Below are 23297 nucleotides of genomic sequence, written 5' to 3'. Positions count from 1 at the left end.
ATAAGGCTATTGGTAGAATGATTCAAATAAATGAGGGGTGGGATGGATTTGAAAAGGAAGTTAGGATGTTTACACGCGCATTATTCAAATATTGATTATATGGAAAATGCACTTGCTGCATATGACGTTGAATTAATCCATTTTGTTGATCCTGCTTTAATGCATCGAGTCACATTCGATAATAATTTCAAATCAATGGACGCTCAAATTAAAGTGAAAGAGCAATTGGAATGGATTGCCCAATGTAATGTAGATGGTATTCTCATTACTTGTACAAACTATATTGCACTCTTACAGGAAGAACAGCTATCAATATCAGTACCAATATTCAAAATTGATGAACCCTATTTTGAAATCATTAGTAATGTGAAACATCCTCAGACGATCCTTTTTACTAATCCCGCTACTGTGAAAGGTACGATGGAACGTCTCAGTCGCTATGCTGAACATCATCAAAAAACATTAGATATTGATGTAATCGTCCTAAACGATACTTTTAAGTTGATAATGCAGGGTTTGAAACAGGAATATGATAGAGAGATTTTCGAGTTTATCAGCACTATCATTAAGGAAGGTAAGGTCATCTCCGTTGCCCAATTATCTATGGTGGATGCAGCTAAGGAAGTTGAGAATAAGACTTCTAGTCCTATTATTAATCCATTGGATACATTAATTACTTCCTTAGTTAGTCAGCTTAAATTACGGAAAATGACGCTCGGCACTTAAGAGAAAAAAGGAATGATCTAAATTAGATCATTCCTTTTTTGCTGAAATCAATATGCACGAGCAAACCAAACTATATGTTTTGCTTCCTTGCCGCAATGCAGGCAAGTGTTTTTAGTTTTGGGCGGGTCGCACAGAATGTTCCGTGTCGTGAATTTCGTTTCTTCTTTTACGCCTTCCTCACAAGCATCATCTCCGCACCAGCCTGCTAGAACCCAGCCAGGAATTTGGGCGCTTTGTTCGGACTCAGCCAGATGCTGTTTTAACTGATGCATTGCATCGATGTGCGTATGGGGGTGCTCTGCGCGGAATGCTTTTGCTTTCTCGAATAGTCGTTTGCATCGTTTCAAGTTCTTTCTGAATGTTCTCGACTAGAATCTAAAGCTACGGCTGCTTTTTCATTGCATCGCAAGCTTTCATCAAAACTTGATTATAATCCTTGAAGAGGTTTTTGGGTAATGAGTCCTTGGGATGCACTTTTGCAATGAACACTTTGTAAAGGACACGTAAAAAACACGTTGATGTTGTAGCTTATATAAAAATAAGCTAACAAACAAAAGAGAGGTTCTACTAATCACTATTATGCTTAGTCTAGAGAAAAACGACATGAATAAGATGTTTATAGAACTTGCAATAATGAATTCAAATCCGGAATACAATCTAGTAACCAGAAATAGAAAATCAATTACTTTAGCAGATATAGAAACGACATTTGCTAAGGCGCAATCCTATAAAATGAGACGTATGCTCATCAAAAATGACCATAAGTATATTGGGATCGTCGATTTTACGATGAAAAATCCTTTAGATAATACACCTTGGATAGAGTCATTTGTCATTCATAAGAAGTTCCAGGGCTCGAATATCTCAAAGCAAGCTTATGATTATTTTGAAAGTATGTTGCGCCGGCAAACGAACAAGTGTCGGCTTGCGGTATATAAAAGGAATAAATCAGCTGTTTGTTTTTGGGGAAAGATGGGCTATACGCCGTATGAAATGAAAGTGCGTGAAGGGAAGGTAAGTCTTTTGATGGAGAAACGATACTAGTCCCGCATCCATTATGAATGGTGAAGTATAAAAAATGGATTGATCACTTGGATCAATCCATTTTTAATTTAGAAATCAATATGCCCGAGCAAACCAAACTGTATGTTTTGCTTCCTTGCCGCAATGCAGGCAAGTGTTTTTAGTTGCTGGCGGGTCAAACGGAATATTCCGTGTAGTGAATTTCGTTTCTTCTTTTACGCCTTCCTCGCAAGCATCGTCTCCGCACCAGCCTGCTAGAACCCAGCCAGGAATTTGGCCGTTTTGTTCGGACTCTGCCAGATGCTGCTTCAGTTGTTCCATAGTATCGATATGCGTATGGGAGTGCTCTGCGCGGAATGCTTTTGCTTTCTCGAATAGTCGAGTTTGCATCGTTTCAAGTTCTTTTTGGATGTTCCCGACTACAGATTCTAAAGCTACGGCTGCTTTTTCATCTGCATCGCGAGCTTTCATCAGAGCTTGATTATTCTCCAAATCACGTGGTCCTAGTTCAATTCGTACAGGGACACCTTTTAGCTCCCATTCATTGAATTTGAAACCAGGAGATTGGTCTGAATCATCAAGGCGAACGCGGATGCCCTGTGCTTTAAGAGCTGCAAATATTTCGTCTAACTTCTCCATAATTGCAGGGTTCTTCTTCCATGGACCGACTGGAATCAACACAACTTGCGTCGGTGCGATTCTCGGTGGCAAAACAAGTCCTTGCTCGTCGCCATGAACCATGATGACGGAACCAATTAGACGTGTGGATGTACCCCATGATGTTGTATGCACGTGCGTGTGCTTGTTCTCTTTGTTCAGATATTTGATATCAAATGCTTCCGCAAATTTTGTTCCTAAGTAGTGAGAGGTACCAGCTTGTACGGCTTTACCATCTTTCATCATTGCTTCGATGGAGAAGGTGTCTACTGCACCAGCGAAGCGCTCAGATGGTGTTTTTTGTCCATCGTAAACAGGAATTGCGAGCAATTCTTCCACGACTTGTTTGTAGATGCTGAGCATTTGCATCGTTTCTTTACGTGCATCTTTTTCATCCACGTGAGCCGTATGACCTTCCTGCCATAGGAATTCAGATGTGCGAATGAATGGAAGAGTTTTCTTCTCCCAGCGGAATACATTCGCCCACTGATTGATTAGTACAGGAAGATCACGATAGCTCTTAATCCAGTTAGAGTACAAATGGCCAATCATCGTTTCCGATGTCGGACGCAATGCCAGACGCTCTTCTAACTGTTCACCAGCAGCTTCAGTCACCCAAGGAAGCTCCGGAGAGAAGCCTTCAATATGATCCTTTTCCTTTTGGAAGAAAGATTCAGGAATTAGCATAGGGAAATAGGCATTACGGTGACCAGTCTCCTTAAATCGCTTATCCATTTCTTCTTTAATATGCTCCCAGATTTCATAGCCATCCGGCTTGAATGCGATACTGCCGCGTACTGGCGTGTAATCAATTAAATCAGCTTTTTGAATCGTATCAATATACCATTTTGTAAAATCGTTTGTCTTTTGGGACATTGTTTTTCCTCCTTTAAATATAAAAAGCATAGAGAGTCCAGAAAGGACGTCTCTATGCTTAACAGACGTGGTACCACCTTAGTTCAACTTAATATAAGGTATTAAGTCCTTTACGTTTGTAACGAAACGACTCGGTTAGTTTTTATCTAACATCTCCGTGGCAGGTTTCAATAAGAAGGGGTGATATAGCTCTCAGCCAAGGCTATATTTTCTGGTTCACAATCCTTATTTACTTGGTCACATCATTGATTGCTTATTTATTAATTTAATATAGCAAGTTGTCAGCGAGAATTCAATAACATATAATCACCTAAAAATTTGATGGGTTATAGGATGCGTAAGCGCATTTATAAGGGGGGGTATGGAAAATAAATCTATTTTCTACCAATCCCACAATTTACAATTTTAATTCTGAAAAATATAGCCGATATATGATAAGCCACTGTAAACGGGAAAGTGCGTCATAACCACATTTGCAGCTAATTTCACGATAGTAGTGGTTAGAAAACATCAGGAGGGTGACGAATGAGAGTCATCAATCGTCTTAAGCTTGGCACAAAAATAAATTTACTTGTGCTAACAGTTGTTCTACTATTCGCTGGAATTATCTCTTATGTGGTCATGAATAATATGACACACGGAATGAAAGGTATTGCATTAGAAAAAGCAAAATCAGATCTGCGGCTGGCCGAAGAGTATATCAATGCGGTTCATCCTGGTTCCTGGGAAATCAGGGATGGTGCCTTGTACAAAGGTGAAACCAAAATGAACGATAACTATGATTTGGTAGACGAGATAGGGGAATTGACAGGGGATACTGTAACGATCTTTCAACAGGATACTCGTATTGCTACGAATGTAATGACCGATGGAGAACGCGCTGTCGGAACACAGGTTTCAGATGCAGTTAAACAAGCTGTTATTGAGAAGGAAGAAAACTATTATGGGGAAGCTGAGGTAGTCGGGAACAGTTACCAGACAGCTTATTCACCAATAAAAAATGACCGGGGAGAAGTTGTTGGCATATGGTATGTCGGGGCTTCGGATAGCATGGTTGCATCAAGTATTGCTGACTTCACAAAAATATTTATTGCAGTCTTGGTCATCGTTGTGATTTTAGCCATCGTGGTGGTATTGTTCTTCACCCGAGGTATTAAGAAAAGACTGGGTCGCATCTCTCAGGCCATGCATAATGCAGGTAAAGGTGATTTTTCTGACGTTGTTGAGGATTCTTCAAACGATGAAATTGGACAGCTGACAATGAATCTAAGTGAGATGCGAGAGAACCTGTCAGATGTTATGAAAACAATCGCTGAGACATCTGATCAGTGATATTTCAAATCAAACGAATCTACTGGCGCTGAATGCGGCAATTGAAGCCGCTAGAGCTGGTGAGCAAGGCAAAGGCTTTGCTGTTGTTGCGGATGAAGTAAGAAAACTAGCTGAGCAATCGGCTAATTCTACACAGCTGATTGCTTCTCTCATTTCGGATATCCAAACTGAAACAGATAAAGCTGTTTCAGCCATGCAGTACGGTGCAGAAAATGTGGAAGAAGGCATCCGAAAAACAGAAAACGTTAATGAATCATTCCAGTCCATCAAACAAGCAATTGATCAAGTGACAAACAACGTCCAGGAAGTCTCTCAAACAATTAAAGGAGTCTCAGCCGGAAGTAATAGCATTGTAGGAGTAATGGACAAAGTCAAGATGACGGCACGTGAAAATGCCGAATCCAATGAAACGAATGCAGCTGCATCACAGCAGCAATCTGCCGCTATGGAAGAGATTTCTGCTTCGTCGGAAGCTCTTTCGGGGATGGCGATGGATTTACAAGCAGCATTGGCGAAATTTAAATTTTAAAGGAACAGCCTCCTGTATATAGGAGGCTGTTTTTTTATTTGTGGACCATGTCAAAGATCAGAAATAAAACAAAATCACCTCTATTTTTCCCGTATACTGGTTTTATAGATGTAATATTTCGGGAGAAAGAAGTGAAAAAATGAATGAATCCATACTGCTAGTGGAAGATGATACACAAATTAATGAGATGGTCGCATCTCATTTGAAGAGGGAAGGATATACGGTTTTCACGGCATTTGATGGTCAGGAAGCATTGGATCTGTTTGCTCAGGAAAGTGTAGATCTGATTATTCTTGATTTGATGCTGCCTGCTTATAACGGGCTGGATATTGTGCAGCTGATCAGGCGTGAGAGCATGCTGCCGATACTCATCATGTCTGCGAAGGATAGTGATGTGGATAAGGCGCTGGGGCTTGGGTTTGGTGCAGATGATTACATAGCAAAGCCATTTTCGCTCATTGAGTTAACCGCGAGGGTGAAGGCGGCACTGCGGCGGTCGAAGCAGTATAGTCAGCCATACGAAGAGAAGGAGCAAGTCGTGAGTGTGCATGATTTGCGTATTGATTTGAATAACTTCTCTGTCAGCAAAAAAGGGGAGCCTGTTAATCTGACAGCAAAGGAATTCCAGATTTTACGCTTGCTTGCAACAAGTCCAAATCAAGTGTTCACAAAAGGACAGCTGTTTGAAAGTGTGTGGAAGGAAGCCTATTACGGGGATGATAATGTCATTAATGTCCATATCCGCAGATTGCGGGAGAAGGTTGAGGATGATGCGTCTGCTCCTAAGTATATAAAAACGATATGGGGCATTGGTTACAAGATGGAGATAAACACATGATTTATGTTGTTGCCTTTTTGGTAGTGTGCATAGGTATTTTGCTGTTTCTGCACTTCCGGACAAAGAAGAAAATGAGCAGGCAATTGCAGTATATGACCGTGAAACTCAAAGCTATTACTGCAACGGATTCTGCTGAGCGGTTATTGCTCGTGACGGAAGATCAGCGATTGCGCGATTTGCTGAACGAGATTAATAATTTGCTGGATTTTCACCAGGAATCCATGGCAGATCTGGCGCGCCTCCGGATATCCACCAATCGGATGCTTTCGAATGTTTCGCATGATTTGAAAACACCGCTCACCGTTATTTCTGGATATATAGAGACGATTCAGCATGACAAGCAGTTTAGTGCGCAAGAGAGAGAAGTGCTTCTGGGCAAGGTTCAAGTAAAGGTTATGGAGGTTGCGGGATTGATCAATACCTTCTTTGACCTGGCGAAGCTCGAATCAGAGGATTGGCAGCTGGAAATGGAACGGATTCAGCTGAACGAGATTTGCCGCAAAGCGATACTTGGCTATTACGATACGTTAACAAGTAAGGGATTTGCTGTACATATTGATTTGCCAGAGGAGTCGATACATATAGAAGCAGATCCGGCTGCGCTTACACGTATTTTGGAAAATCTATTGTCCAATAGCATTCGCTACGGGAAGGATGGAAAAACCGTTGGGATGACCTTGCGTCAGGACGAGGAGAACGTCTATATAGAGGTGTGGGATAAAGGAAAAGGAATTCAGGAAACTGATAAAGATCGGATCTTCGAGCGGCTTTACACAGGGGATGATGCGAGAACCTCCACAGCGCAGGGCAGCGGTCTTGGGCTGATGATCGCCAAGCGCTTGACGGAGCAAATGCAGGGGAAAATCCATTTCACCAGTATACCAAATACGAAAACTACCTTTACACTTACATTCCCGAAGCCCAAAATAAGCGATTACAGCAAACTTAAGAAAGTCGTAAGGATTCCGTAAGTGGAATGACAGTTTCCTTTGATAAAGTGAAGGAAATCAACGAAAAGGGGTTAGCGTATGACATATGCTATCAGAACGCATCAGCTGACAAAGGGGTACCGCGGGAAGGACGTTGTTTCCAATGTCAGTATGAATGTGAAGCGCGGCGAAATTTATGGATTTCTCGGTCCGAATGGAGCAGGGAAAACAACCATTATGAAAATGATGACCAGCCTCATCAAGCCAACAGGCGGAGACATAGAGGTGCTCGGAACGAGGCTGCAAGCCAATTCTCATGAAGTACTCAAACGGATAGGCTGTATCATCGAATATCCAATCTTTTACGATAAGCTATCTGCCAGAAAGAATCTGGAAATCTATTGTGAATACATGGGCTACTACAAGAAAGATGCTATCTCGGAGGCGTTGGCATTAGTGAATTTGAAGAATGTGGAAGACATTCCGGTCAGAGAATTTTCGCTTGGAATGAAACAGAGATTGGGAATTGCGAGAGCCATCGTGACAAAGCCCGAGCTATTGATTTTAGACGAGCCGGTAAATGGCTTGGATCCGATCGGCATGCAGGAGCTGCGGGACTTGTTTTACAAGCTCAGCAGGCAGTACGGTATCACACTTTTGATCTCCAGTCACATTCTTGGAGAAATCGAGCAAATTGCCGATACAATCGGGATTATCCGTGAAGGCATGTTGATTGAAGAAACATCCATGGCAGAAATACGAGGCAATCACACAGAGCATATCGAGCTTTCGGTATCCGACTATCCAAAAGCAGCTTTTGTATTGGAGCATGAGCTTCAAGCGAAAAACTTCCAAGTGAAAGAAGAAGAGGATCTGATCAACGTCTACGATCCTGCTATCTCTCAGAATGATATTATACTGGCGATGGTTCGCAATGGCGTCGAAATTGGAAAGATCAACAATAAAAATCTATCACTGGAAGGCTATTTCATGCAGCGTATGGAAGGGAGCAAAAAACATGCTTAATCTGATGAGGTTAGAAATGAAGAGAATGAACTTCCTAACGGTAGGTGTGACATTCCTTTTAATAAACGCTGGAATACTTGGTATCCTTCTATTGCTTGGAGTTGATACGGAAATAACCGCTGATTCTATTGCCAGCGCAGATGAAATTATGATGTTTATTGAGGTTATGGCGGTAGCTGCATTTGTCATTTATGCCTCGGTTCTGCTATCGAACATGGTTATTGAGGAGTTTAAGAGTAAAACGATAACAGTCCTGTTCACGACACCTGTTAGTCGGAAGCAATTGCTCATGGCTAAAGTGATTGTCATAAGCTTATTAACATTTGTATTGTTTCTAGTATCGGTATTTCTGCTATCGATTATTTTCGGTCTGCTGAATAACATATACGGCATCTTGTGGTTTTCATTCCCGATCAATCTACTATGGGAAAACACGGGGCATCTGTTGGTCACTGGGATTTCAGTGGCGGGAATGTCGCTTATTCCATTGTTTTTCGGAATGAGGAAATATTCCGTACCTGCTACGATCACATCTTCAATTTTGATTATTGTTATTTTATCTTCTTCGATTAATAGCGATGGCACGAATTTGTTCTCTTTCACTGCTGTGCCGGTAGTGCTTGGTATCATCGGGTTCATCATTGCTTATCTTGTTATTGGTAAGGCAGTGAAGAAAGACTTCTAGGTATGGCAGCAGATGTAAGATAGGAACGGCATCCTTAAAGGGATGCCGTTTTGTATTAAATCTCCTTAATATAAAATCTGCTTTACTAAACGAGTGTTTCGAGAAGTTGTTGACTTATCTCGAAATTATTGTAATAATATCTTTAATTTGATACTGGTACCTTTAATTCAGTCCCGTGAGGCTGACAAGGACATTCGGAAACTATGCGGAGTAATGGGATAGCTATACCCTTATATCCTCATGTTTAAAGAGGCTTCCTGTCAGTGATGGCAGGAAGCCTCTTTCTTTTTTCCTCGGTACCAGTTTTAGTCTAACTAAAACAGGAGGAATAATAATGGAACAAAAAAAGATTGATCATGATTTTTCATTGCAGCCAGTCCCGGGGTCATATCGGAGCGGTTTTTGGAAGATGATGATGGTAATGCTTGGGTTTACATTTTTCTCAGCGAGTATGGTATCTGGCGGAACGCTTGGATTAGGCTTGTCCATGACAGAATTTATTTGGATCGTTCTAGCAGGTAACTTGATCCTGGGACTCTATACAGGGGCGCTTGCCCATATCTCAGCCAAGACTGGACTATCTACGCATTTATTGACGCGTTATGCTTTTGGTGAAAAAGGATCCTACTTATCTTCTTTTCTGCTAAGTGCAACGCAAGTGGGCTGGTTCGGAGTCGGCGCGGCTATGTTCGCAGTGCCGGTTCACAGAGTAACTGGAATAGATACGTATATTTTGATCATCATTCTGGGGTTGGGAATGACTGCAACAGCTTTCTTCGGAATGAAAGCTCTGACAATCCTAAGCTTTATCGCAGTACCGTCGATCATTGCGCTTGGAGGGTTTTCAGCCCTTGAGGCAGTCGATACTATTGGCGGATTTGGTGAACTTATGCAGTATCAGCCAACAGAGAAAATAAGCATTGCAGCAGCACTGACGATTTGTGTTGGGTCCTTTATCAGCGGCGGAACATTGACACCTGACTTTACGAGATTCGCTGACAAACCGAAAAATGCTGTCATAACAACAGTCTTCGCTTTCTTTGTCGGTAACTCACTTATGTTCTTTTTCGGAGCGATCGGCGCGATTATAACAGGTCAATCGGATATTTCCGAAGTAATGTTCCTGCAAGGACTTATCTTCCCAGCAATTATCGTTCTAGGGCTGAATATCTGGACGACGAATGATAGTGCGATTTATGCATCCGGATTAGGAATCTCCAACATTACGAAAATCAAAAAGAGTAAAGTGGTTATCTTCAACGGTATTGTCGGGACGATTCTGGCGATGTGGCTGTACAACAACTTTGTCGGTTTCCTAACAACGCTAGGCGCTGTATTACCGCCAATCGGCGCCATATTGATTGCAGACTACTTCATCGTACGCCGCGGGAAGTACCCAGCGTTTGAAACGATGACATTCAAAGCAGTGAACTGGAATGCAATGATCGCCTGGGCGATCGGAGCTGGTGCAGCGAAGTTTCTGCCTGGTATCCCGCCATTGAACGGATTGATTGGTGCGGCAGCAGTATATGTGGTTCTTTCAGTCATTACAGCAAAAGCAGCTGAAGCGAAACTAAATCTTAATGTGGAAAAGGTGACAGAATCATGATTATTACTAATGCGAAACTAAGAAATAAAGAAGGCCTCTGGCAAATACAAATCACAGAAGGAAAGATTGAAAGAATCGCTCCATCGATCGAAGCAAGCCGAGACGAGCAAATCATGGATGTGCAGGGGAACCTAGTACTGCCGCCATTTATTGAACCGCATATCCACCTGGATACGACGCTGACAGCAGGAGAGCCAAACTGGAATGAAAGCGGGACGTTGTTTGAAGGGATTCAGCGCTGGGCGGAACGGAAAGAGCTGCTCACACTGGAGGATGTAAAAACACGGGCGAAGCAAGCGTTGAAATGGCAGATTGCACAAGGTATCCAGCATGTGCGTACGCATGTCGATGTGACAGATCCAGAATTAACAGCTTTAAAGGCATTGCTTGAAGTAAAAGAAGAGATGGCATCTTATGTTGATTTACAGCTTGTTGCTTTCCCCCAGGAAGGAATTTTATCGTATCCAAATGGTGAGGAACTGCTGGAAGAATCACTCCGCATGGGAGCAGATGTTGTCGGCGGCATCCCGCATTACGAGTTTACGAGAGAGTACGGCGTGGAGTCCTTGCAGACAGCATTTAAATTAGCGGAAAAATACGATCGTCTCGTTGATATCCATTGTGATGAAATCGACGATGAACAATCTCGTTTTGTCGAGGTAGTAGCCGCAGAAGCGCATCGCTATGGCATGGGCGAACGAGTGACAGCCAGCCATACAACAGCTATGGGCTCCTATAACGATGCCTACACTTCAAAGCTATTCCGGCTGCTGAAACTATCCAATATCAACATGGTAGCCAATCCATTAGTCAACATCCATCTTCAAGGACGCTTTGACACATATCCGAAACGAAGAGGAATCACAAGAGTGAAAGAGCTCCAAGAAGCAGGTATCAACGTCAGCTTTGGGCATGACGATATCTTTGACCCATGGTACCCGCTAGGAACAGGCAACATGCTGCAAGTCCTGCACATGGGCATCCACGTCACACAGCTGATGGGCTACGACCAAATTGTTAATAGCATCGACATGATCACAGCAAACAGCGCAAGAACACTGCATATCGAAGACAAGTACGGCATTGAAGAAGGAAAGCCAGCTAATCTGATCGTTCTGGAAGCAGAGAATGAATACGAAGCGATTCGGAAGCAAGCTGCAGTGCTTTATTCTGTACGGAATGGTGAGGTTATTGCGGAGACGAAGCCGAGGGAAACGAAATTGACTCTTGGTGAAGTTTCTGAGAAAGTTACGTTTGATAGATAAGGAAAAGGTCTCCCTTTGCTGTTTGCGAAGGGAGGCTTTTCTATTTGACTAGAAATAGTCAGAAACATGTTTTGAGTAAGAATATTACAGGCTGCTGCTGCCGTTATCTAAAATTGTGGATTCAGTATTTTTCTTTTTTCTAAGCCAGAATCTCATTGTACTCTTACCGGGTAAGACAGTTACTATATTCATGAAGAGCAAAAGGATAAAGAAAAAGGTAGAAAGAAACAGTATGAATAAACTTCCATCTCTTATAAAGCCATAAATTGTACCAGAAATCATGAATAATAAAACAGGACACATGAAGAGCATCATCGCAATTATCTTTAATGATCTTGGTATAATCCACATTGAGCAGTAGTCATGATGATCTTGTAATCTTAACTGTCTCATCAAGGAGCGTTTACTGATTTTACTAACCGTAAAGCGGAAATACAAAGCGGATGATAGCAACAGAAATACAATGAAACCTGCTAATACTGGTGATACATCAATTTCAAACATATAAGCAAGTGGTGCTAAAAAGTTGGCAATCGTCATGGAAATACTTGCATAAACAAAACTAGAGCCTCCCGTATCTGTATTATTGAGGCTTACAGTTTGCAGTTGTTGAGCTGATTGCGCACTAATTTTTGTTGCTCGTTTAGGAAGCATCCAGTATATGAAAGGTAGGAAATAAACCAGTGCGTAGGGCTTATCCCTATCCAAGATATAGTAATCCTCATCTATCCTTATAAGGTTATATCTAAAGTTTTTTAAGATGACAATAACTTCGGAATTCATATCATGATCTCCTTGTGTTTGAAGAGTCATTCTTTTATGAAATTGTCTTAAACCTTGCAACTTCTTTATAGGGTGATTCCACTTTCGTTAAGTGTTCATTGCTTAATTGGCAAATGATCCTTCTACTATATGTTTATTTTGTAATTACCACTGTCTATAGCCGTCCTATAAAGAACATTGTTACTATGAATTATCTGCTCATAATACCAACACCTTAGATCTTTATTGTAGTACTAATTAGAAAATAGATGTAACAGAATAAAGCACCAAGAATCTTGATGCTTTGTCTGTTGTTTTATTTCAATGGACTGCTAACAACGCCTTTTTGAATCTCGTTTTCCTCAAGCCATTGCTTATATAAGGAATGGAAGCGATCCTCGTCACTATCTTTAAATCCTTCAAAAATTACTTCATCAATGTTTTCTTCATTAAAGTAAAGGACACTATCAGCAACCAATCCTTGAGGATAAACACAAGCTGAATAATCGAACATTTTTTGTTCCCCGTTAAGCTCTATAATGGGGCCGCGGTTGAGGATCATTAATTTACTTGTTCCTTCATTAAGATAGACGATTGATCCAATAGGGAGCATAACCATTCCTCCTATTTAAATTTTATTTTGTATTTACCATGATCTAGTCCTAATCCACCTAAGAAAAGAAATAATAATAACATAACTAATCCAATTAAAAGTGCAAAGAGATAATTATTTTGAATAAATATAATCAGAGCACAGACCGAAACAGTTATGAAAAAAAGACTAAAAAATGAAATCTTTGTAATATGTGATATCTTGGGCATGTATATCTTAATCTCTTGCTTTGGTAGCTCATTATAGTCAATAGTATTCTCGACGTTTTGTTTTAATTTTTTTAAGATAAACCCAAAAGTTAAAAGGATCAATACTGATGATATAATAGTGATAATAATATTAATTGGAATGGTGCTACTGATGTGCATCCGATCTGTTATTGATGTTAGAAATCCGGAAAACGTAATTGCAATTCCTCCTGGGATCAAGCTGTACTGAGCAAATTTTCTTGTTTGAACTTTTTCATTAGTTAAGAGCTGTAAGGCGGTTTCTTTATCAATCTTATAACCTGGGTTACTAAATAATAGAAAAAGGAAAGGAGATATAGCTTTCCATGGAGATGCCCCAGTGTCTATTAAGTAATAATCTTCATTGATATTTAATATTCTATACCTTAAATTTCCCTTTAATCTTCTGATCTCTCCATGCATTAATACATCCACCTCACATAAGTCATAGGATTACTTAAAGATTCTATGCCGTCTTTTATACCTTCTCCTATTTCCTGTACGGAATCTACAGTTGAATTCCAGGCATCATCTATTTTTCCGCCAATAGTATCTAAACCATCTTGAAGTCCCCAAATATTGTTATCGTAAGCATAATTAAATAAATGTGAAACTCCTGTACCTACGACTATAGATCCTAATACAGCCCATCCGCCAGGATTGGAAACGAGGGCTGCGGTTCCAAGCATTGTAACCGTTCCCAGACCAAATGAAGCTCCATTGTGAGCAACTGCCTCACCAAAAGTCTTGTCTTTCTTGCTCATATCTTCATACGTACCATACACAGCAGTTGCCCCAGGGAGTCCATACTTTCCGAGAAACTTGCCGCCACTAGCTAGCTTACTGCCTAGATCAAACTTATTGTTAATTCGACTAGCTCTGCCTCTAGCAGTTCTAGTTGTTATTCCCACTGTTCCTGATGAAATATCTCTAACTAATTTCATACCATCGGAATGAGCGGATTTTTCTATATATATACCAAGTTGTTCAATTCCATTGGCTACACCATCCTTGGTAACATCAAGGCCAATCTTATCCCAATTTTTATTGGTGTATTCAATAAATGTATCGGTCTTATCTGTATCAGAACCATTTTTATTACTAGCAGTAGAGAGAATATCATTATATTCTTTTCTAGTTATTTCACCTTTCTCGAGGCTCTTGTAGGCGTTCTGTACGATAGTGAGAGGACCTTCATCCATCCCTTTTTCCGCATTTTTCGTTGCAGCAGCAATCGCAGCCATAGGAAGATACTCAATATTATCCTCCGTGATCTCAATATTTCCATTTCCATAACTTTGCTGAATGACATTAATATAAGCATTCATATCCTGCAGGGAGGCCATATCGAATTCACTGATCGATATAGTGCCGCTACTTAATCCGGTGGTCAATTCGGACAGATACTTTTTCATTTTATCCAGATCACTTTGTGTTTCCTGCAGCTTTGATGCGTGTTTGCTGTCGAGTTCGCTAAGATCCTTAATGACATCATCTATCTGACGTTTGCCGCCTTCAATACTTGTTTCAAAATCGGAATAACTGATTTTTGTTATATATGTAATATCCGCCACACCGGATAATACGGAATTGATGTTCTCGGAGACACTGGCAACCTTGGATTTAGCTTGATCAAGTCCAGGGTGCAGCTCGTCGTTTAGAAAACCTTCACTTATATAACCCTGGTGGTTGGGTTCGAAGGATTGGACGTCGCTCTTCATCTTATCCAGTCTGTCTTTGTAATTTTCCATGGATTGAAGCAGGAAGGTGATGAATGGGGTATGGATTTCGTTGTAAAAAGATCGGATAGCCTTGCCTGTTTCTCCTTTTAGAGCTTCTTCTAAGCTATAAAGATTCCTCACTTTTTGCTGCAGGTTTGATAGTTGTTCAGAAAGCGCGTCTAGATCTATCTTGGACGTTTCTGTGCCTTTGTGAATTTCCTTGACCGCGAACTCTTTCAACGTACTTCCTCCTCAGTTGTTTATTTTAAAGCAATGTTATCGCCAAGTTCTCGATCCAGTTCGACTAGTTCCTGTACGGCTGTCTCTGTTACAGCTATGTTATCTTGAAACAGCGTGATGAACTGACCGATAAGGTTTTCGTATTCTTGTTTAATTTCGTTGTAAATATCACTCATGCGCATATTTTTAATGCCGTCCATTGTTTCGCCGAGCTGTTTTTGCAATGCTTGCAGGGCATCACTCATTTCTTGGATGCCTTTTTGAGCCTCGGCTTGGTTAATTTTAATTTCTCCGCTCATGGAAGGGCTCCTTTCCATAAAAACTGTTATTTTCACCCTAACGAATTCAATTTCCAATTTGTAGAGTATTAAGTACCTTTTTCCTTGGGTATTTTCACATCGTGTCTAGGGAAATAGTTATATTTGCTCTTATCAGTGCTTTTTACGCTATCTGAGTACCCGTTTTGTTGGATTTATATGCCAAATAATTACATAATTTTGATTTAAATGGTTCTGGACGGGGAAATGATGCATAACTGAAATTCCAGATACTATACATATGTCCTGACTTTATGACAGCTGTACTTCAGTTATTGAGGAGGAACATGGATGAAATTTTTAAAAGTTTGTAATAGATACCCTCGCCGATAGATTCAAGTTGCGTCGAAGCTAAATGGGCTGTCTCCTAAATCCACAACCTTTTTACCAGTACAATTCGGTCGTATTTTGGAAAAACAAGGCAGAAGTCTTACAGATTTTTTTCTGGGAATCCTTTACTGTAGTAGTGATGAAGTTTTGTGCGGTGTGATGCAAAGCAAGGAGGATGATTGGAATGTCTTTAGCTTCCATAGATAGTCAAATCCGCAGTATGAATAGTTCAATCAATGGGTTGCGTGGGCAAGTGCTCCAAAAGCAAGAAGAAGTGCAGCGCCTTGAACGTGCGATTTCGGAAATCTCAGGTCTGCAAGGGGATTATGAAGAAAGCAGGAAATATTGGCAGGATATCGATTTGACAGCGCAGACGTGGAAGGGAGAGCTTGCAGATAAATTTGATGCTTTCCGTAATGGAGAGCTGTCGGCTAGCTTTAAAGATGTGGCTCAAAATGAGGTGCAGCGAGTTCTGGAAGCGTTAGAGCAGGCGAAGGGCATGCTTATTGCGGAAATCGATTCATGTCAGATGCAGATGGCGACAAAACAAAATTCATTAGAACGACTTCGTGCAGATCGGAAGAAGGAGCTGCAGTCATGAGTGAAATCAGATTAAAAGCAGATCATGTTCAGCAGAAATTGACGAATCTCCAAAATTCCCTGACTAATTTCGAATCTGGAAAACTAGATAGAGGCAGCGGCCGGGAGATGCTTGATGTCCAGGCGAAAATCAATGATATCAATGTATCGCTGAATAGTCTTATAAAAGAATATCAGGACATGGCAGTGCAGCATGTAGAGGCAAGCCAAGATGCTGTGGATTCCCTCGAGAAATTCGAACAGACAGTGGCTAAAGCTATTGATGCTTTTACAATAGGATAGGAGTGATCACTGCATGGCGATTCATGTGAAACGTAATACAGGTATGATGGGTGGATTAGCTAGGGTTGCTTTATATGTAGATGGGCAGCATACTGCAAAACTCGGCAATGATGAGGATACGACTATCAGCCTTGGCGATGAGGCTGTAAAGCTGAAGGCCAAGCAGTGGTTCTTTGGCAGTAAGGAACTGGAGGTAGTAGATGAGGCTAATGTGGAGGTAAGAATCAATATGACTGCATTGCTTCTTTTTATAGCTGCCATGGTCTGCTTGATTATAGGTGTCATGATTGCACCAATAATAGCTGCAGTGGCTGTTGTGCTCTTTTTTGTCTGTATTATTTATGGTTCGAAAAATTGGTTCCAATTAATAAAAGTAAAATAATAGGATATGAATCTGCTTGTGATGTTTAAACGTAGATAACTTATGCCAGTGAGTACCTTTGAAGTACATATTCACTGGCTTTTGTTGTTTAATTGGATGTTTGTATCTTTTTTCCTGTATTACTTCAATTTCTGTATAACAAAAGACTTGAATTTGCATGTTTCTTGTTAGTAGCTTTGACGCATTTTGAGAGTAGGTCGTTGATACAGGTGCGATTCATAATAGAATGAATGAAGATAAGTGGATATAAATGTATTTTACTGATTGGCTGAAACCTCAGAATTCGAATCAAGAGGCAGAAAGGGCTGAAAAGATGGCGTTTTTATGGTTTAAGACAGCTACGGAAGCAAAAAGAGACGACTACCTTAAGCTTTACAACAAGCTGGAAGAAGCGAAAGCAGAACATGACAAGCTGGTAAGCGAAGCGGAGTCTTATTTTTCTTCCTATAAAGGGAGTGTACCGTGTATGGCAGAGGATGCTATTCCGAGTAATAACTTCATACCAGCGCAGGAGCGGCTTGATAAAAAGCTGACGGATTACTTGGATAACGAGAAGGAATATCGCAGTAAGCTCGTTACGGCGAGTGATCGGGCATATGAACGATATCTTCATTATAAGCGTAAAGCAATGGAAGAAGCGGAGGAGGACTAAGCTATGGCAAAGGATGTGATGATCGATCAAGCTGAATTGGAAACAGCGATATCATCGGCAGCAAAGCTGAAGGAATCATTGGATAATACGTATGCACAAGGAGAAGCCCTGCTTTCGCTCGTGCAAGGATCCAACTGGGAAGGAAAGTCACGTGACAGCTTCCTTGCTTACTTGGAGCTGCTGCTTCAGTATCATGCTGATCTTAAGGATGCCGCCTCTTTGCAGAAGAAAGCGCTGGATAATATAGAGAACTACCAATCTGATTTCCAAAACCATAATTTGGTGAAGGAAGTGAAGAGCCTATGACGCAGCCAGATAGGGATACCTTTCATGTGACCGAGCTCTATTTACTCGCTGCGGCGTTTGATGCGGAGGCTTTATTTGGCCTGCCGGACAAAAAGATCTATCAGCTGCAGGGAGAAGAACCTTGGAGTCGGGCGCATAAACGCTTGATTCAGAAAGGCATTTTCACAGAGGAAGGCAAGCTGACGAAATCGGGTGCTGTGATTATTAAAACGTTGTACGAATACTTCTTCAGCCAAAAATATGTGCGGATCAATAACCTTATGTTCGCGTTTCGGGAGAAGCAAGCGGAAGAAGTAATCATTCTTGTAGAGACAGCGGAGAAGGAGTACAAACTCTATGTGATGGCCAAGCCGCTTGTTCTGAAATTGCTTAGCGAGAAAGTACCGCTTCTGAATCGTGAGCCTGCCGAAGAAGAAAAACATTTCCTGCGGCGAGAGCTGCCGGCTGAGGAAAGGGCAGCGATCAACGAGCTTGGTGTAACGAATAATATCGCAAATATAGAACTTTTCCATCCCCGGGTGAAGCCGCAGGTCGCAAGCAACCCGGACCATTATCAGCAATGGCTTGTCCTCTCGGAACATGACAAGCTGATTATGATTGATACGACAGAGAAGCAGTACTATCATGCAAGTCAATATTGGTTTATGAAGGTATTATTTGATGCATTGGACTTCCCATATCGACAGAAAGAGGGGGTAAGATAGATGGCGGCTAGTGGGAAAATCACGATTGATCCGATAGAAATCACGGATATGTATAAGCAGCTCATGGCTATTATGGAAGATCTGCAGTCGAATGCCGTGCCTGCAATCGAGACTATAAAAAACACGAAATTTTATCAAGAAGGAAAAGCGATGGAAGCAATTGAAGCTTATCCTGAAGCGAATGATAAATTCATGGAATTGCAAGATCACTATGCACGCATCTCCTCCTTGGTGATTGAAACGCTGAACACGATGATCGAGACAGATGAAGCCATCGCCTTGAAAATCATCGATGCATTGGAGGTGTAAAACGTGGATGTAAAATACCGAAGCAGCCAATGGGATAAGACGAAAGATAGTCTTCGTAACTTGATCGGTCTGGGTGTCTGGGGCAAAGGCATGATCGATACGATGAAAGACATCACAGACAACTTGGACGAAGCAAGCGAAAAGGTAGCGAAGTATGATTCCGACGGAGTTGTCTCGTTCTCTTATACAAGCGATAAAGATAAATACCAGCGATTGTTCGAGGACTTTAAAGTCCTGGAGGATTACAGTGGAAGTGTCGGCGATATAGTAGAAGATACAATCGATCAGCCCTTCTATGAAGATATTGATGCCTTTGTCCAGAAAGTGCGAGATTCTTCCATCTCCAACTACACGACCTCGAACCATATTGGTGCAACGGAGACAATACCTATCTCTTATTATGGTACCTATCAAGAATACGAAACAGAGAAAACAGAAATCACCATCGATGATATACTGAGCGGAGACAACTATTATGCCGATCAAATCAAGGCTTCTTTTGAGGAATGGAAAGTACAGAACCCGGATGAAGACATCAGTTACGAAGATTATCGCACTGCTGCCGTCAACACGCGAGCCTTTGAATATGAGTCCATTGAGGACGGGCAGTTTACAAAAGAATTTTGGGTGAATATAGCAGCCCTCGTCGTCATCGTCGGCGTAACTGTTGTGTGTCCGCCAGCTGGTGCTGTACTAGGAGCGGCTTATGCGACAGTTGAAATGGGAAGTGCTATTTCTGGTCAGGACTGGGCTTCAGGCCGGGAGCTGGATACATCGGAACGATGGACGAGGGGTTTGCTTGCACCGCTTGATGTTCTGCCTGTTGGAAAGGCTGTGACGAGCTTTGCTGGAACAGCGCGTACGACAAGCAAGGTGGTAGATATAGGGAGCTTGTTAAATAAGACAAAACTTAGTTCCTCTCTCGCCGACAACATTACTAATCAAACGTCAAAGGTAGTGAGATTAGTAGAGACAGCAGGTCAGCAGACTGCGGCAAGATTAAGGAGCGCTACTCACACAGTTACTAATACTACAAACATTCTAAAAAATAAGCTAGGAGAAGAAGCTGTTAGAGTTGCGCGAATGGGAGATGCGGGTATTACTAGGGTATTAAATATGTTTCCTCAAGTTGGCGCTGTAACAGATAATGGTTTAATACTTGCATCTCCTGGTAATTTTAATAAGCTTGAGAAGGGTGCAGCAAAAGTAGCGAACCGACTTGGGCCTTCTAGGCTCACAGGTGCAGGGGATTCCGGTGCAAGTGATGTAAAAACAGTTGTAGAAAAAGGGCAACAGTTTACGAACGGAAGAAGAAACAGGCTGAAGCCAAATATTAGATATCAAACGGGCGAGTACGATTATTTTTATGAAACAGATGCTTCAGGAAGGATTACAAAATTCGAGGCGGAAAAATTACAATTAACAACAAGAGAAGAGAGATTACCTCACAGTAAGAATACACTAGGTAAAGTAAAGGGACAGGATCATGCAGGTCATTTAGCTGGTGATAGGTTCGGGGGTTCACCTAAGATTGATAATTTGGTGTCGCAGTTATCTGATGTTAACTTAAAGCAGTATAAAAAGCTTGAGGATGAGTGGGCAGCTGCTTTAAAAGAAATTCCTCCTAAACCCGTGAAAGTAGATGTTGAGATTAAATACGATGGAAAGAATACACGGCCATCGGAATTTATCGTACAGTATGAGGTAGACGGCAAGTACGAGGAAATAAGTATACTAAATTAGGGGTGAGCGAATTGAGTAAAGTATTTGAGGATTTCTTTAGTGATTTGCAAGCAGATATGGTTTCTATATGTTTAGAGTATGTTTCTGAAAGAGCGAATAAAATATATATATATTGCTCACACGAGGAAGGATTTATTTCTAACGACTTTTTTTATGATATCAACGGGCATATTCTAGAAAGACACAAACTAAATGATGTGCTAAGTGATGGAGAAGAAAAATTCTTATATGATACGTCAGTTGAGCGACAAAAAGCGGTTGTTAGAATCATAAACGATGATATTAAAGAAATGATTAAATTATGTAAGAAATACGATCGCGAAATGCCAACGGAAATTAAGATTATTTACGATGTACAGGCCAATAAGATTGTTGCAAATTATAAATATGACCTTATCCATACAAATGATCCTAACAATACTGCAGGGTCAGTTGCCAAAAATTGGCTTGAGAAAGTTCGGGCCGAGAGCGCCTAATTAATTTAACTATCCAATTAACCTTGATTAGAGATTTTCTTAATCAGGGTTTTCATTTGTTCTAAAATTGTAGGCTCCAAGACAATTGCTATTTCTTTAAGAGGGCCAAGTCAGTTTAAATGCATTTCTCTAGCGCATGATTCTACAAAAATTGTGAAGAAAATGAAACATTTGCTAAAGTGTTGCGTATATAACTTAACAATATCTTTAGAAACTGGAGAGATGAACTTGGAATACGCACTATCAAATCAAAAAACAATCATGCAGAAGGTACTGCAGACATTCCTCATGACGCTATTATTAGCGACTATCGGAATCTATGCTGGTCATTTTGTGCCGCCTGTGCTTATTCTGCCGTTAATCGTAGTGGAATTAGGTATGCTGATTGCTGCCTTCTGGCTTAGAAGGAAGAAGGCTGTCAGCTATACGTTCATTTATATCTTTGCTGTAATTTCGGGTATCACGACGTATCCGGCAGTAGCTTATTATGCTTCCATTGGCGGAGCCAACATCGTCCTGTATGCCTTCACGACGACGTTTGTTATCTTCGGAGTAATGGCGCTGGTAGGAGTTAAATCGAAAAGAGATTTCTCTTTCCTTGGCGGATTCTTATTTGTAGCCTTGATTGCGTTGATCGTTACAGGTTTGATCGGAATTTTTGTTCCGTATAGTGATACCACGTTATTGGCTTTCTCAGGCATTGGTTCTGTCGTCTTTTCTCTTTACATCTTGTATGATTTTAATCAAATGGCGAGAGACCATGTTACAGAAGAGATGATTCCGCTAATGGCATTGAATCTGTATTTGGACTTTATCAACTTGTTTATGAATATATTGCGATTCCTCGGCATTATGTCGAAGGATTAAATTAGAAAAAAAGCCAGAGATTCTATATCGTCTCTGGCTTTTTTGCAGGCAGGTGAACTATGGAGCATTGATTTACACCAGGTTTAGAGTCTGTATAAATTATCTTGAAAAGTATACATATAATGAGGTGAAATTAAATTGCTAAAATCAAAGATGCTAATAGAAGATATCGTTTCCAATTTTAATCAATCTACAATTACTAAAGTGATTACAGAAGATCATAATAAAGACTACGAAGGCTTGTTGATTGAAATTGAGAACAAAACATATCGAAGCCGTTTAGCCAAAGCAACACCTAAAAAAAGAGGCTACTTTGTAGTGTTTTGGGAAAAAGATGAAAATAATAAGAATCAACCTTATAGTTTTTCGGAAAGTCCCGATAAAGTTATAATTTCGATAATAGATAACGATTTGAGGGGTCAGTTTATATTCCCGAAATCTAAACTATTAGAAAAAGGAATTTTGAGTAATGAAACTATCAAAGGGAAAATGGCAATACGAGTATACCCTTCTTGGGAAAGAGATTTAAATAACACAGCTGCACAAACGCAAAAGTGGCAACAAAACTTTTTTATCGATTTATCAAATAACCTAGATCAAGAAAGATTAGAAGATTTGTATTTTAAATAAAAGCTCTCAAAACTGTATTTGGAATGTGAAAAAGGACGTATTCTATCTCGGTTTTTGTTCCTGATATATTTATATTGTAATATGGTATTTTTTTGCATATATAATGCCTATTAATGGAGGGTTTATAATGGCAAGAAACAAAAAAAGAAAGAAAAATAGGCCAGGCCCATCTAAGGAACAGAAAGAGAGTATACGAAGATATAAGGAAGAGCGCAGAAGAAAAGAACGCAGAACTGCATACATAATGGTGCCGCTTATAGCAGTTTTAGTAATACTGGATCTATTCGGGTATGACCTGTTTTCCTATTATAATTGGAATTCTGCTATTTTGGATGCAATTTATTTAATTACAGATATTGTGTACATTCTGTTAGTACTAGCGGTTAGTTGTGTATTGATTTGGTTTTTATTCAAATTAATTAGATCTCTAATCAAGAAGGATTTTGCTGATAAAAACCCTAATTCTTACCAGATGGGCTTACTAATTTTATTTATAGGAGGGTTAAGCTTATTCCTGATTTTCTTGTGTCTTCATTGGGCGATAGCTCTCGTGCAATCGTTAATATAAATGCTTGTAATGGGCAAGTATGATAGTTTAGTTTGGGTAAAGTAAAGCAAGCCGGAAAGCGTCAGCTCTCCGG

Annotated in this window: 29 protein-coding genes and 1 other annotated feature; of the genes, 22 read left to right on the top strand and 7 right to left on the bottom strand. The window is 40.6% G+C overall.

Going from position 1 to position 23297, the window contains the following annotated elements:
* Nucleotides 1-42 precede the first annotated feature (42 nt).
* Nucleotides 43-726 carry a hypothetical protein gene (locus tag ABXS78_RS16380; RefSeq protein WP_366248108.1) on the top strand — a complete coding sequence of 228 codons (684 nt, stop codon included), beginning with the start codon at nt 43-45 and terminating at the stop codon, nt 724-726.
* Between the two features lie 47 nt (nt 727-773).
* On the opposite strand, the gene ABXS78_RS16375 is transcribed toward ABXS78_RS16380, so the two are convergent.
* Nucleotides 774-1073 (bottom strand): hypothetical protein, encoded by a 300-nt coding sequence (locus tag ABXS78_RS16375; RefSeq protein WP_366248107.1) that lies wholly within the window; start codon nt 1071-1073, stop codon nt 774-776.
* 256 nt (nt 1074-1329) lie between these two features.
* Here ABXS78_RS16375 and ABXS78_RS16370 point away from each other — a divergent pair, with 256 nt between their 5' ends.
* Nucleotides 1330-1770, top strand: a complete 441-nt coding sequence (locus ABXS78_RS16370; protein WP_366248106.1) for a GNAT family N-acetyltransferase — start codon at nt 1330-1332, stop codon at nt 1768-1770.
* A 75-nt stretch (nt 1771-1845) separates the two neighbouring features.
* Here the strand turns inward: ABXS78_RS16370 and proS are convergent, their stop codons facing one another.
* On the bottom strand, nt 1846-3282 hold the full coding sequence (gene proS, locus ABXS78_RS16365) for a proline--tRNA ligase (protein WP_366248105.1): 1437 nt from the start codon (nt 3280-3282) through the stop codon (nt 1846-1848).
* A gap of 39 nt (nt 3283-3321) precedes the next feature.
* Nucleotides 3322-3537: a binding site (T-box leader), on the bottom strand.
* A 270-nt stretch (nt 3538-3807) separates the two neighbouring features.
* Between proS and ABXS78_RS16360 the strand changes: the two genes are divergently transcribed.
* The 8 genes from ABXS78_RS16360 to ABXS78_RS16325 all read left to right on the top strand — a co-directional run bounded on the left by ABXS78_RS16360 (nt 3808) and on the right by ABXS78_RS16325 (nt 11495).
* Nucleotides 3808-4614 (top strand): cache domain-containing protein, encoded by an 807-nt coding sequence (locus ABXS78_RS16360; protein WP_366248104.1) that lies wholly within the window; start codon nt 3808-3810, stop codon nt 4612-4614.
* On the top strand, nt 4595-5143 hold the full coding sequence (locus tag ABXS78_RS16355; RefSeq protein WP_366249963.1) for a methyl-accepting chemotaxis protein: 549 nt from the start codon (nt 4595-4597) through the stop codon (nt 5141-5143). The genes ABXS78_RS16360 and ABXS78_RS16355 overlap by 20 nt, the downstream gene beginning before the upstream one ends.
* 139 nt (nt 5144-5282) lie before the next feature.
* A complete protein-coding gene (locus tag ABXS78_RS16350) occupies nt 5283-5981 on the top strand; it encodes a response regulator transcription factor (RefSeq protein ID WP_366248103.1) in 699 nt (232 codons plus the stop codon).
* Nucleotides 5978-6952, top strand: a complete 975-nt coding sequence (locus ABXS78_RS16345) for a sensor histidine kinase (protein ID WP_366248102.1) — start codon at nt 5978-5980, stop codon at nt 6950-6952. The genes ABXS78_RS16350 and ABXS78_RS16345 overlap by 4 nt, the downstream gene beginning before the upstream one ends.
* A gap of 57 nt (nt 6953-7009) precedes the next feature.
* Nucleotides 7010-7936: an ABC transporter ATP-binding protein gene (locus ABXS78_RS16340; RefSeq protein ID WP_366248101.1), complete on the top strand. Its 927-nt coding sequence runs from the start codon at nt 7010-7012 to the stop codon at nt 7934-7936.
* A 16-nt stretch (nt 7937-7952) separates the two neighbouring features.
* Complete coding sequence (locus ABXS78_RS16335) at nt 7953-8621, top strand: ABC transporter permease (RefSeq protein WP_366248100.1); 669 nt, start codon at nt 7953-7955, stop codon at nt 8619-8621.
* Nucleotides 8622-8955: 334 nt separating this feature from the next.
* Entirely contained in the window at nt 8956-10230 is a 1275-nt protein-coding gene (gene codB, locus ABXS78_RS16330) for a cytosine permease (RefSeq protein ID WP_366248099.1), read from the top strand.
* A complete protein-coding gene (locus tag ABXS78_RS16325; RefSeq protein ID WP_366248098.1) occupies nt 10227-11495 on the top strand; it encodes a cytosine deaminase in 1269 nt (422 codons plus the stop codon). The genes codB and ABXS78_RS16325 overlap by 4 nt, the downstream gene beginning before the upstream one ends.
* An 84-nt stretch (nt 11496-11579) precedes the next feature.
* On the opposite strand, the gene ABXS78_RS16320 is transcribed toward ABXS78_RS16325, so the two are convergent.
* From ABXS78_RS16320 to ABXS78_RS16300, 5 genes are all read right to left on the bottom strand, one after another.
* A complete protein-coding gene (locus ABXS78_RS16320; protein ID WP_366248097.1) occupies nt 11580-12278 on the bottom strand; it encodes a DUF443 family protein in 699 nt (232 codons plus the stop codon).
* Nucleotides 12279-12573: 295 nt separating this feature from the next.
* Nucleotides 12574-12870: a DUF4176 domain-containing protein gene (locus tag ABXS78_RS16315; RefSeq protein WP_366248096.1), complete on the bottom strand. Its 297-nt coding sequence runs from the start codon at nt 12868-12870 to the stop codon at nt 12574-12576.
* 11 nt (nt 12871-12881) lie between these two features.
* Nucleotides 12882-13520 carry a DUF443 family protein gene (locus ABXS78_RS16310; protein WP_366248095.1) on the bottom strand — a complete coding sequence of 213 codons (639 nt, stop codon included), beginning with the start codon at nt 13518-13520 and terminating at the stop codon, nt 12882-12884.
* Nucleotides 13520-15058, bottom strand: a complete 1539-nt coding sequence (locus tag ABXS78_RS16305; RefSeq protein ID WP_366248094.1) for an LXG domain-containing protein — start codon at nt 15056-15058, stop codon at nt 13520-13522. The genes ABXS78_RS16310 and ABXS78_RS16305 overlap by 1 nt, the downstream gene beginning before the upstream one ends.
* 20 nt (nt 15059-15078) lie before the next feature.
* The gene (locus ABXS78_RS16300; RefSeq protein ID WP_366248093.1) at nt 15079-15357 is read right to left on the bottom strand and encodes a YwqI/YxiC family protein; all 279 of its coding nucleotides are present in this window, start codon (nt 15355-15357) and stop codon (nt 15079-15081) included.
* Between the two features lie 532 nt (nt 15358-15889).
* On the opposite strand from ABXS78_RS16300, the gene ABXS78_RS16295 reads away from it, so the two are divergent.
* The 12 genes from ABXS78_RS16295 to ABXS78_RS16240 all read left to right on the top strand — a co-directional run bounded on the left by ABXS78_RS16295 (nt 15890) and on the right by ABXS78_RS16240 (nt 23224).
* The gene (locus ABXS78_RS16295) at nt 15890-16306 is read left to right on the top strand and encodes a DUF5082 family protein (RefSeq protein ID WP_176465630.1); all 417 of its coding nucleotides are present in this window, start codon (nt 15890-15892) and stop codon (nt 16304-16306) included.
* Nucleotides 16303-16587: a YwqI/YxiC family protein gene (locus tag ABXS78_RS16290; RefSeq protein ID WP_366248092.1), complete on the top strand. Its 285-nt coding sequence runs from the start codon at nt 16303-16305 to the stop codon at nt 16585-16587. Before ABXS78_RS16295 ends, ABXS78_RS16290 begins: the two co-directional genes overlap by 4 nt.
* A 13-nt stretch (nt 16588-16600) precedes the next feature.
* Nucleotides 16601-16969, top strand: coding sequence for a hypothetical protein (locus tag ABXS78_RS16285; RefSeq protein ID WP_366248091.1), 369 nt, complete (start codon nt 16601-16603; stop codon nt 16967-16969).
* Nucleotides 16970-17219: 250 nt separating this feature from the next.
* Nucleotides 17220-17621 carry a chorismate synthase gene (locus tag ABXS78_RS16280; protein WP_366248090.1) on the top strand — a complete coding sequence of 134 codons (402 nt, stop codon included), beginning with the start codon at nt 17220-17222 and terminating at the stop codon, nt 17619-17621.
* A 3-nt stretch (nt 17622-17624) separates the two neighbouring features.
* The gene (locus ABXS78_RS16275; protein WP_366248089.1) at nt 17625-17927 is read left to right on the top strand and encodes a WXG100 family type VII secretion target; all 303 of its coding nucleotides are present in this window, start codon (nt 17625-17627) and stop codon (nt 17925-17927) included.
* Nucleotides 17924-18631 (top strand): DUF5081 family protein, encoded by a 708-nt coding sequence (locus ABXS78_RS16270; protein WP_366248088.1) that lies wholly within the window; start codon nt 17924-17926, stop codon nt 18629-18631. The genes ABXS78_RS16275 and ABXS78_RS16270 overlap by 4 nt, the downstream gene beginning before the upstream one ends.
* Nucleotides 18632-18940, top strand: a complete 309-nt coding sequence (locus ABXS78_RS16265; RefSeq protein ID WP_366248087.1) for a hypothetical protein — start codon at nt 18632-18634, stop codon at nt 18938-18940.
* Nucleotides 18941-18943: 3 nt separating this feature from the next.
* Nucleotides 18944-20683: a DNA/RNA non-specific endonuclease gene (locus tag ABXS78_RS16260; RefSeq protein WP_366248086.1), complete on the top strand. Its 1740-nt coding sequence runs from the start codon at nt 18944-18946 to the stop codon at nt 20681-20683.
* A gap of 56 nt (nt 20684-20739) precedes the next feature.
* Nucleotides 20740-21159: a DUF600 domain-containing protein gene (locus ABXS78_RS16255; RefSeq protein ID WP_366249962.1), complete on the top strand. Its 420-nt coding sequence runs from the start codon at nt 20740-20742 to the stop codon at nt 21157-21159.
* A 261-nt stretch (nt 21160-21420) separates the two neighbouring features.
* On the top strand, nt 21421-22026 hold the full coding sequence (locus ABXS78_RS16250) for a Bax inhibitor-1/YccA family protein (RefSeq protein ID WP_366249961.1): 606 nt from the start codon (nt 21421-21423) through the stop codon (nt 22024-22026).
* A gap of 138 nt (nt 22027-22164) precedes the next feature.
* The gene (locus ABXS78_RS16245; protein ID WP_366248085.1) at nt 22165-22656 is read left to right on the top strand and encodes a MepB family protein; all 492 of its coding nucleotides are present in this window, start codon (nt 22165-22167) and stop codon (nt 22654-22656) included.
* A gap of 127 nt (nt 22657-22783) precedes the next feature.
* Complete coding sequence (locus ABXS78_RS16240) at nt 22784-23224, top strand: hypothetical protein (RefSeq protein ID WP_366248084.1); 441 nt, start codon at nt 22784-22786, stop codon at nt 23222-23224.
* Nucleotides 23225-23297: the final 73 nt, after the last annotated feature.

Source organism: Terribacillus aidingensis, assembly GCF_040703035.1.
Classification (GTDB): domain Bacteria; phylum Bacillota; class Bacilli; order Bacillales; family Amphibacillaceae; genus Terribacillus.
This window is presented reverse-complemented; position numbering and strand designations above follow the sequence as displayed.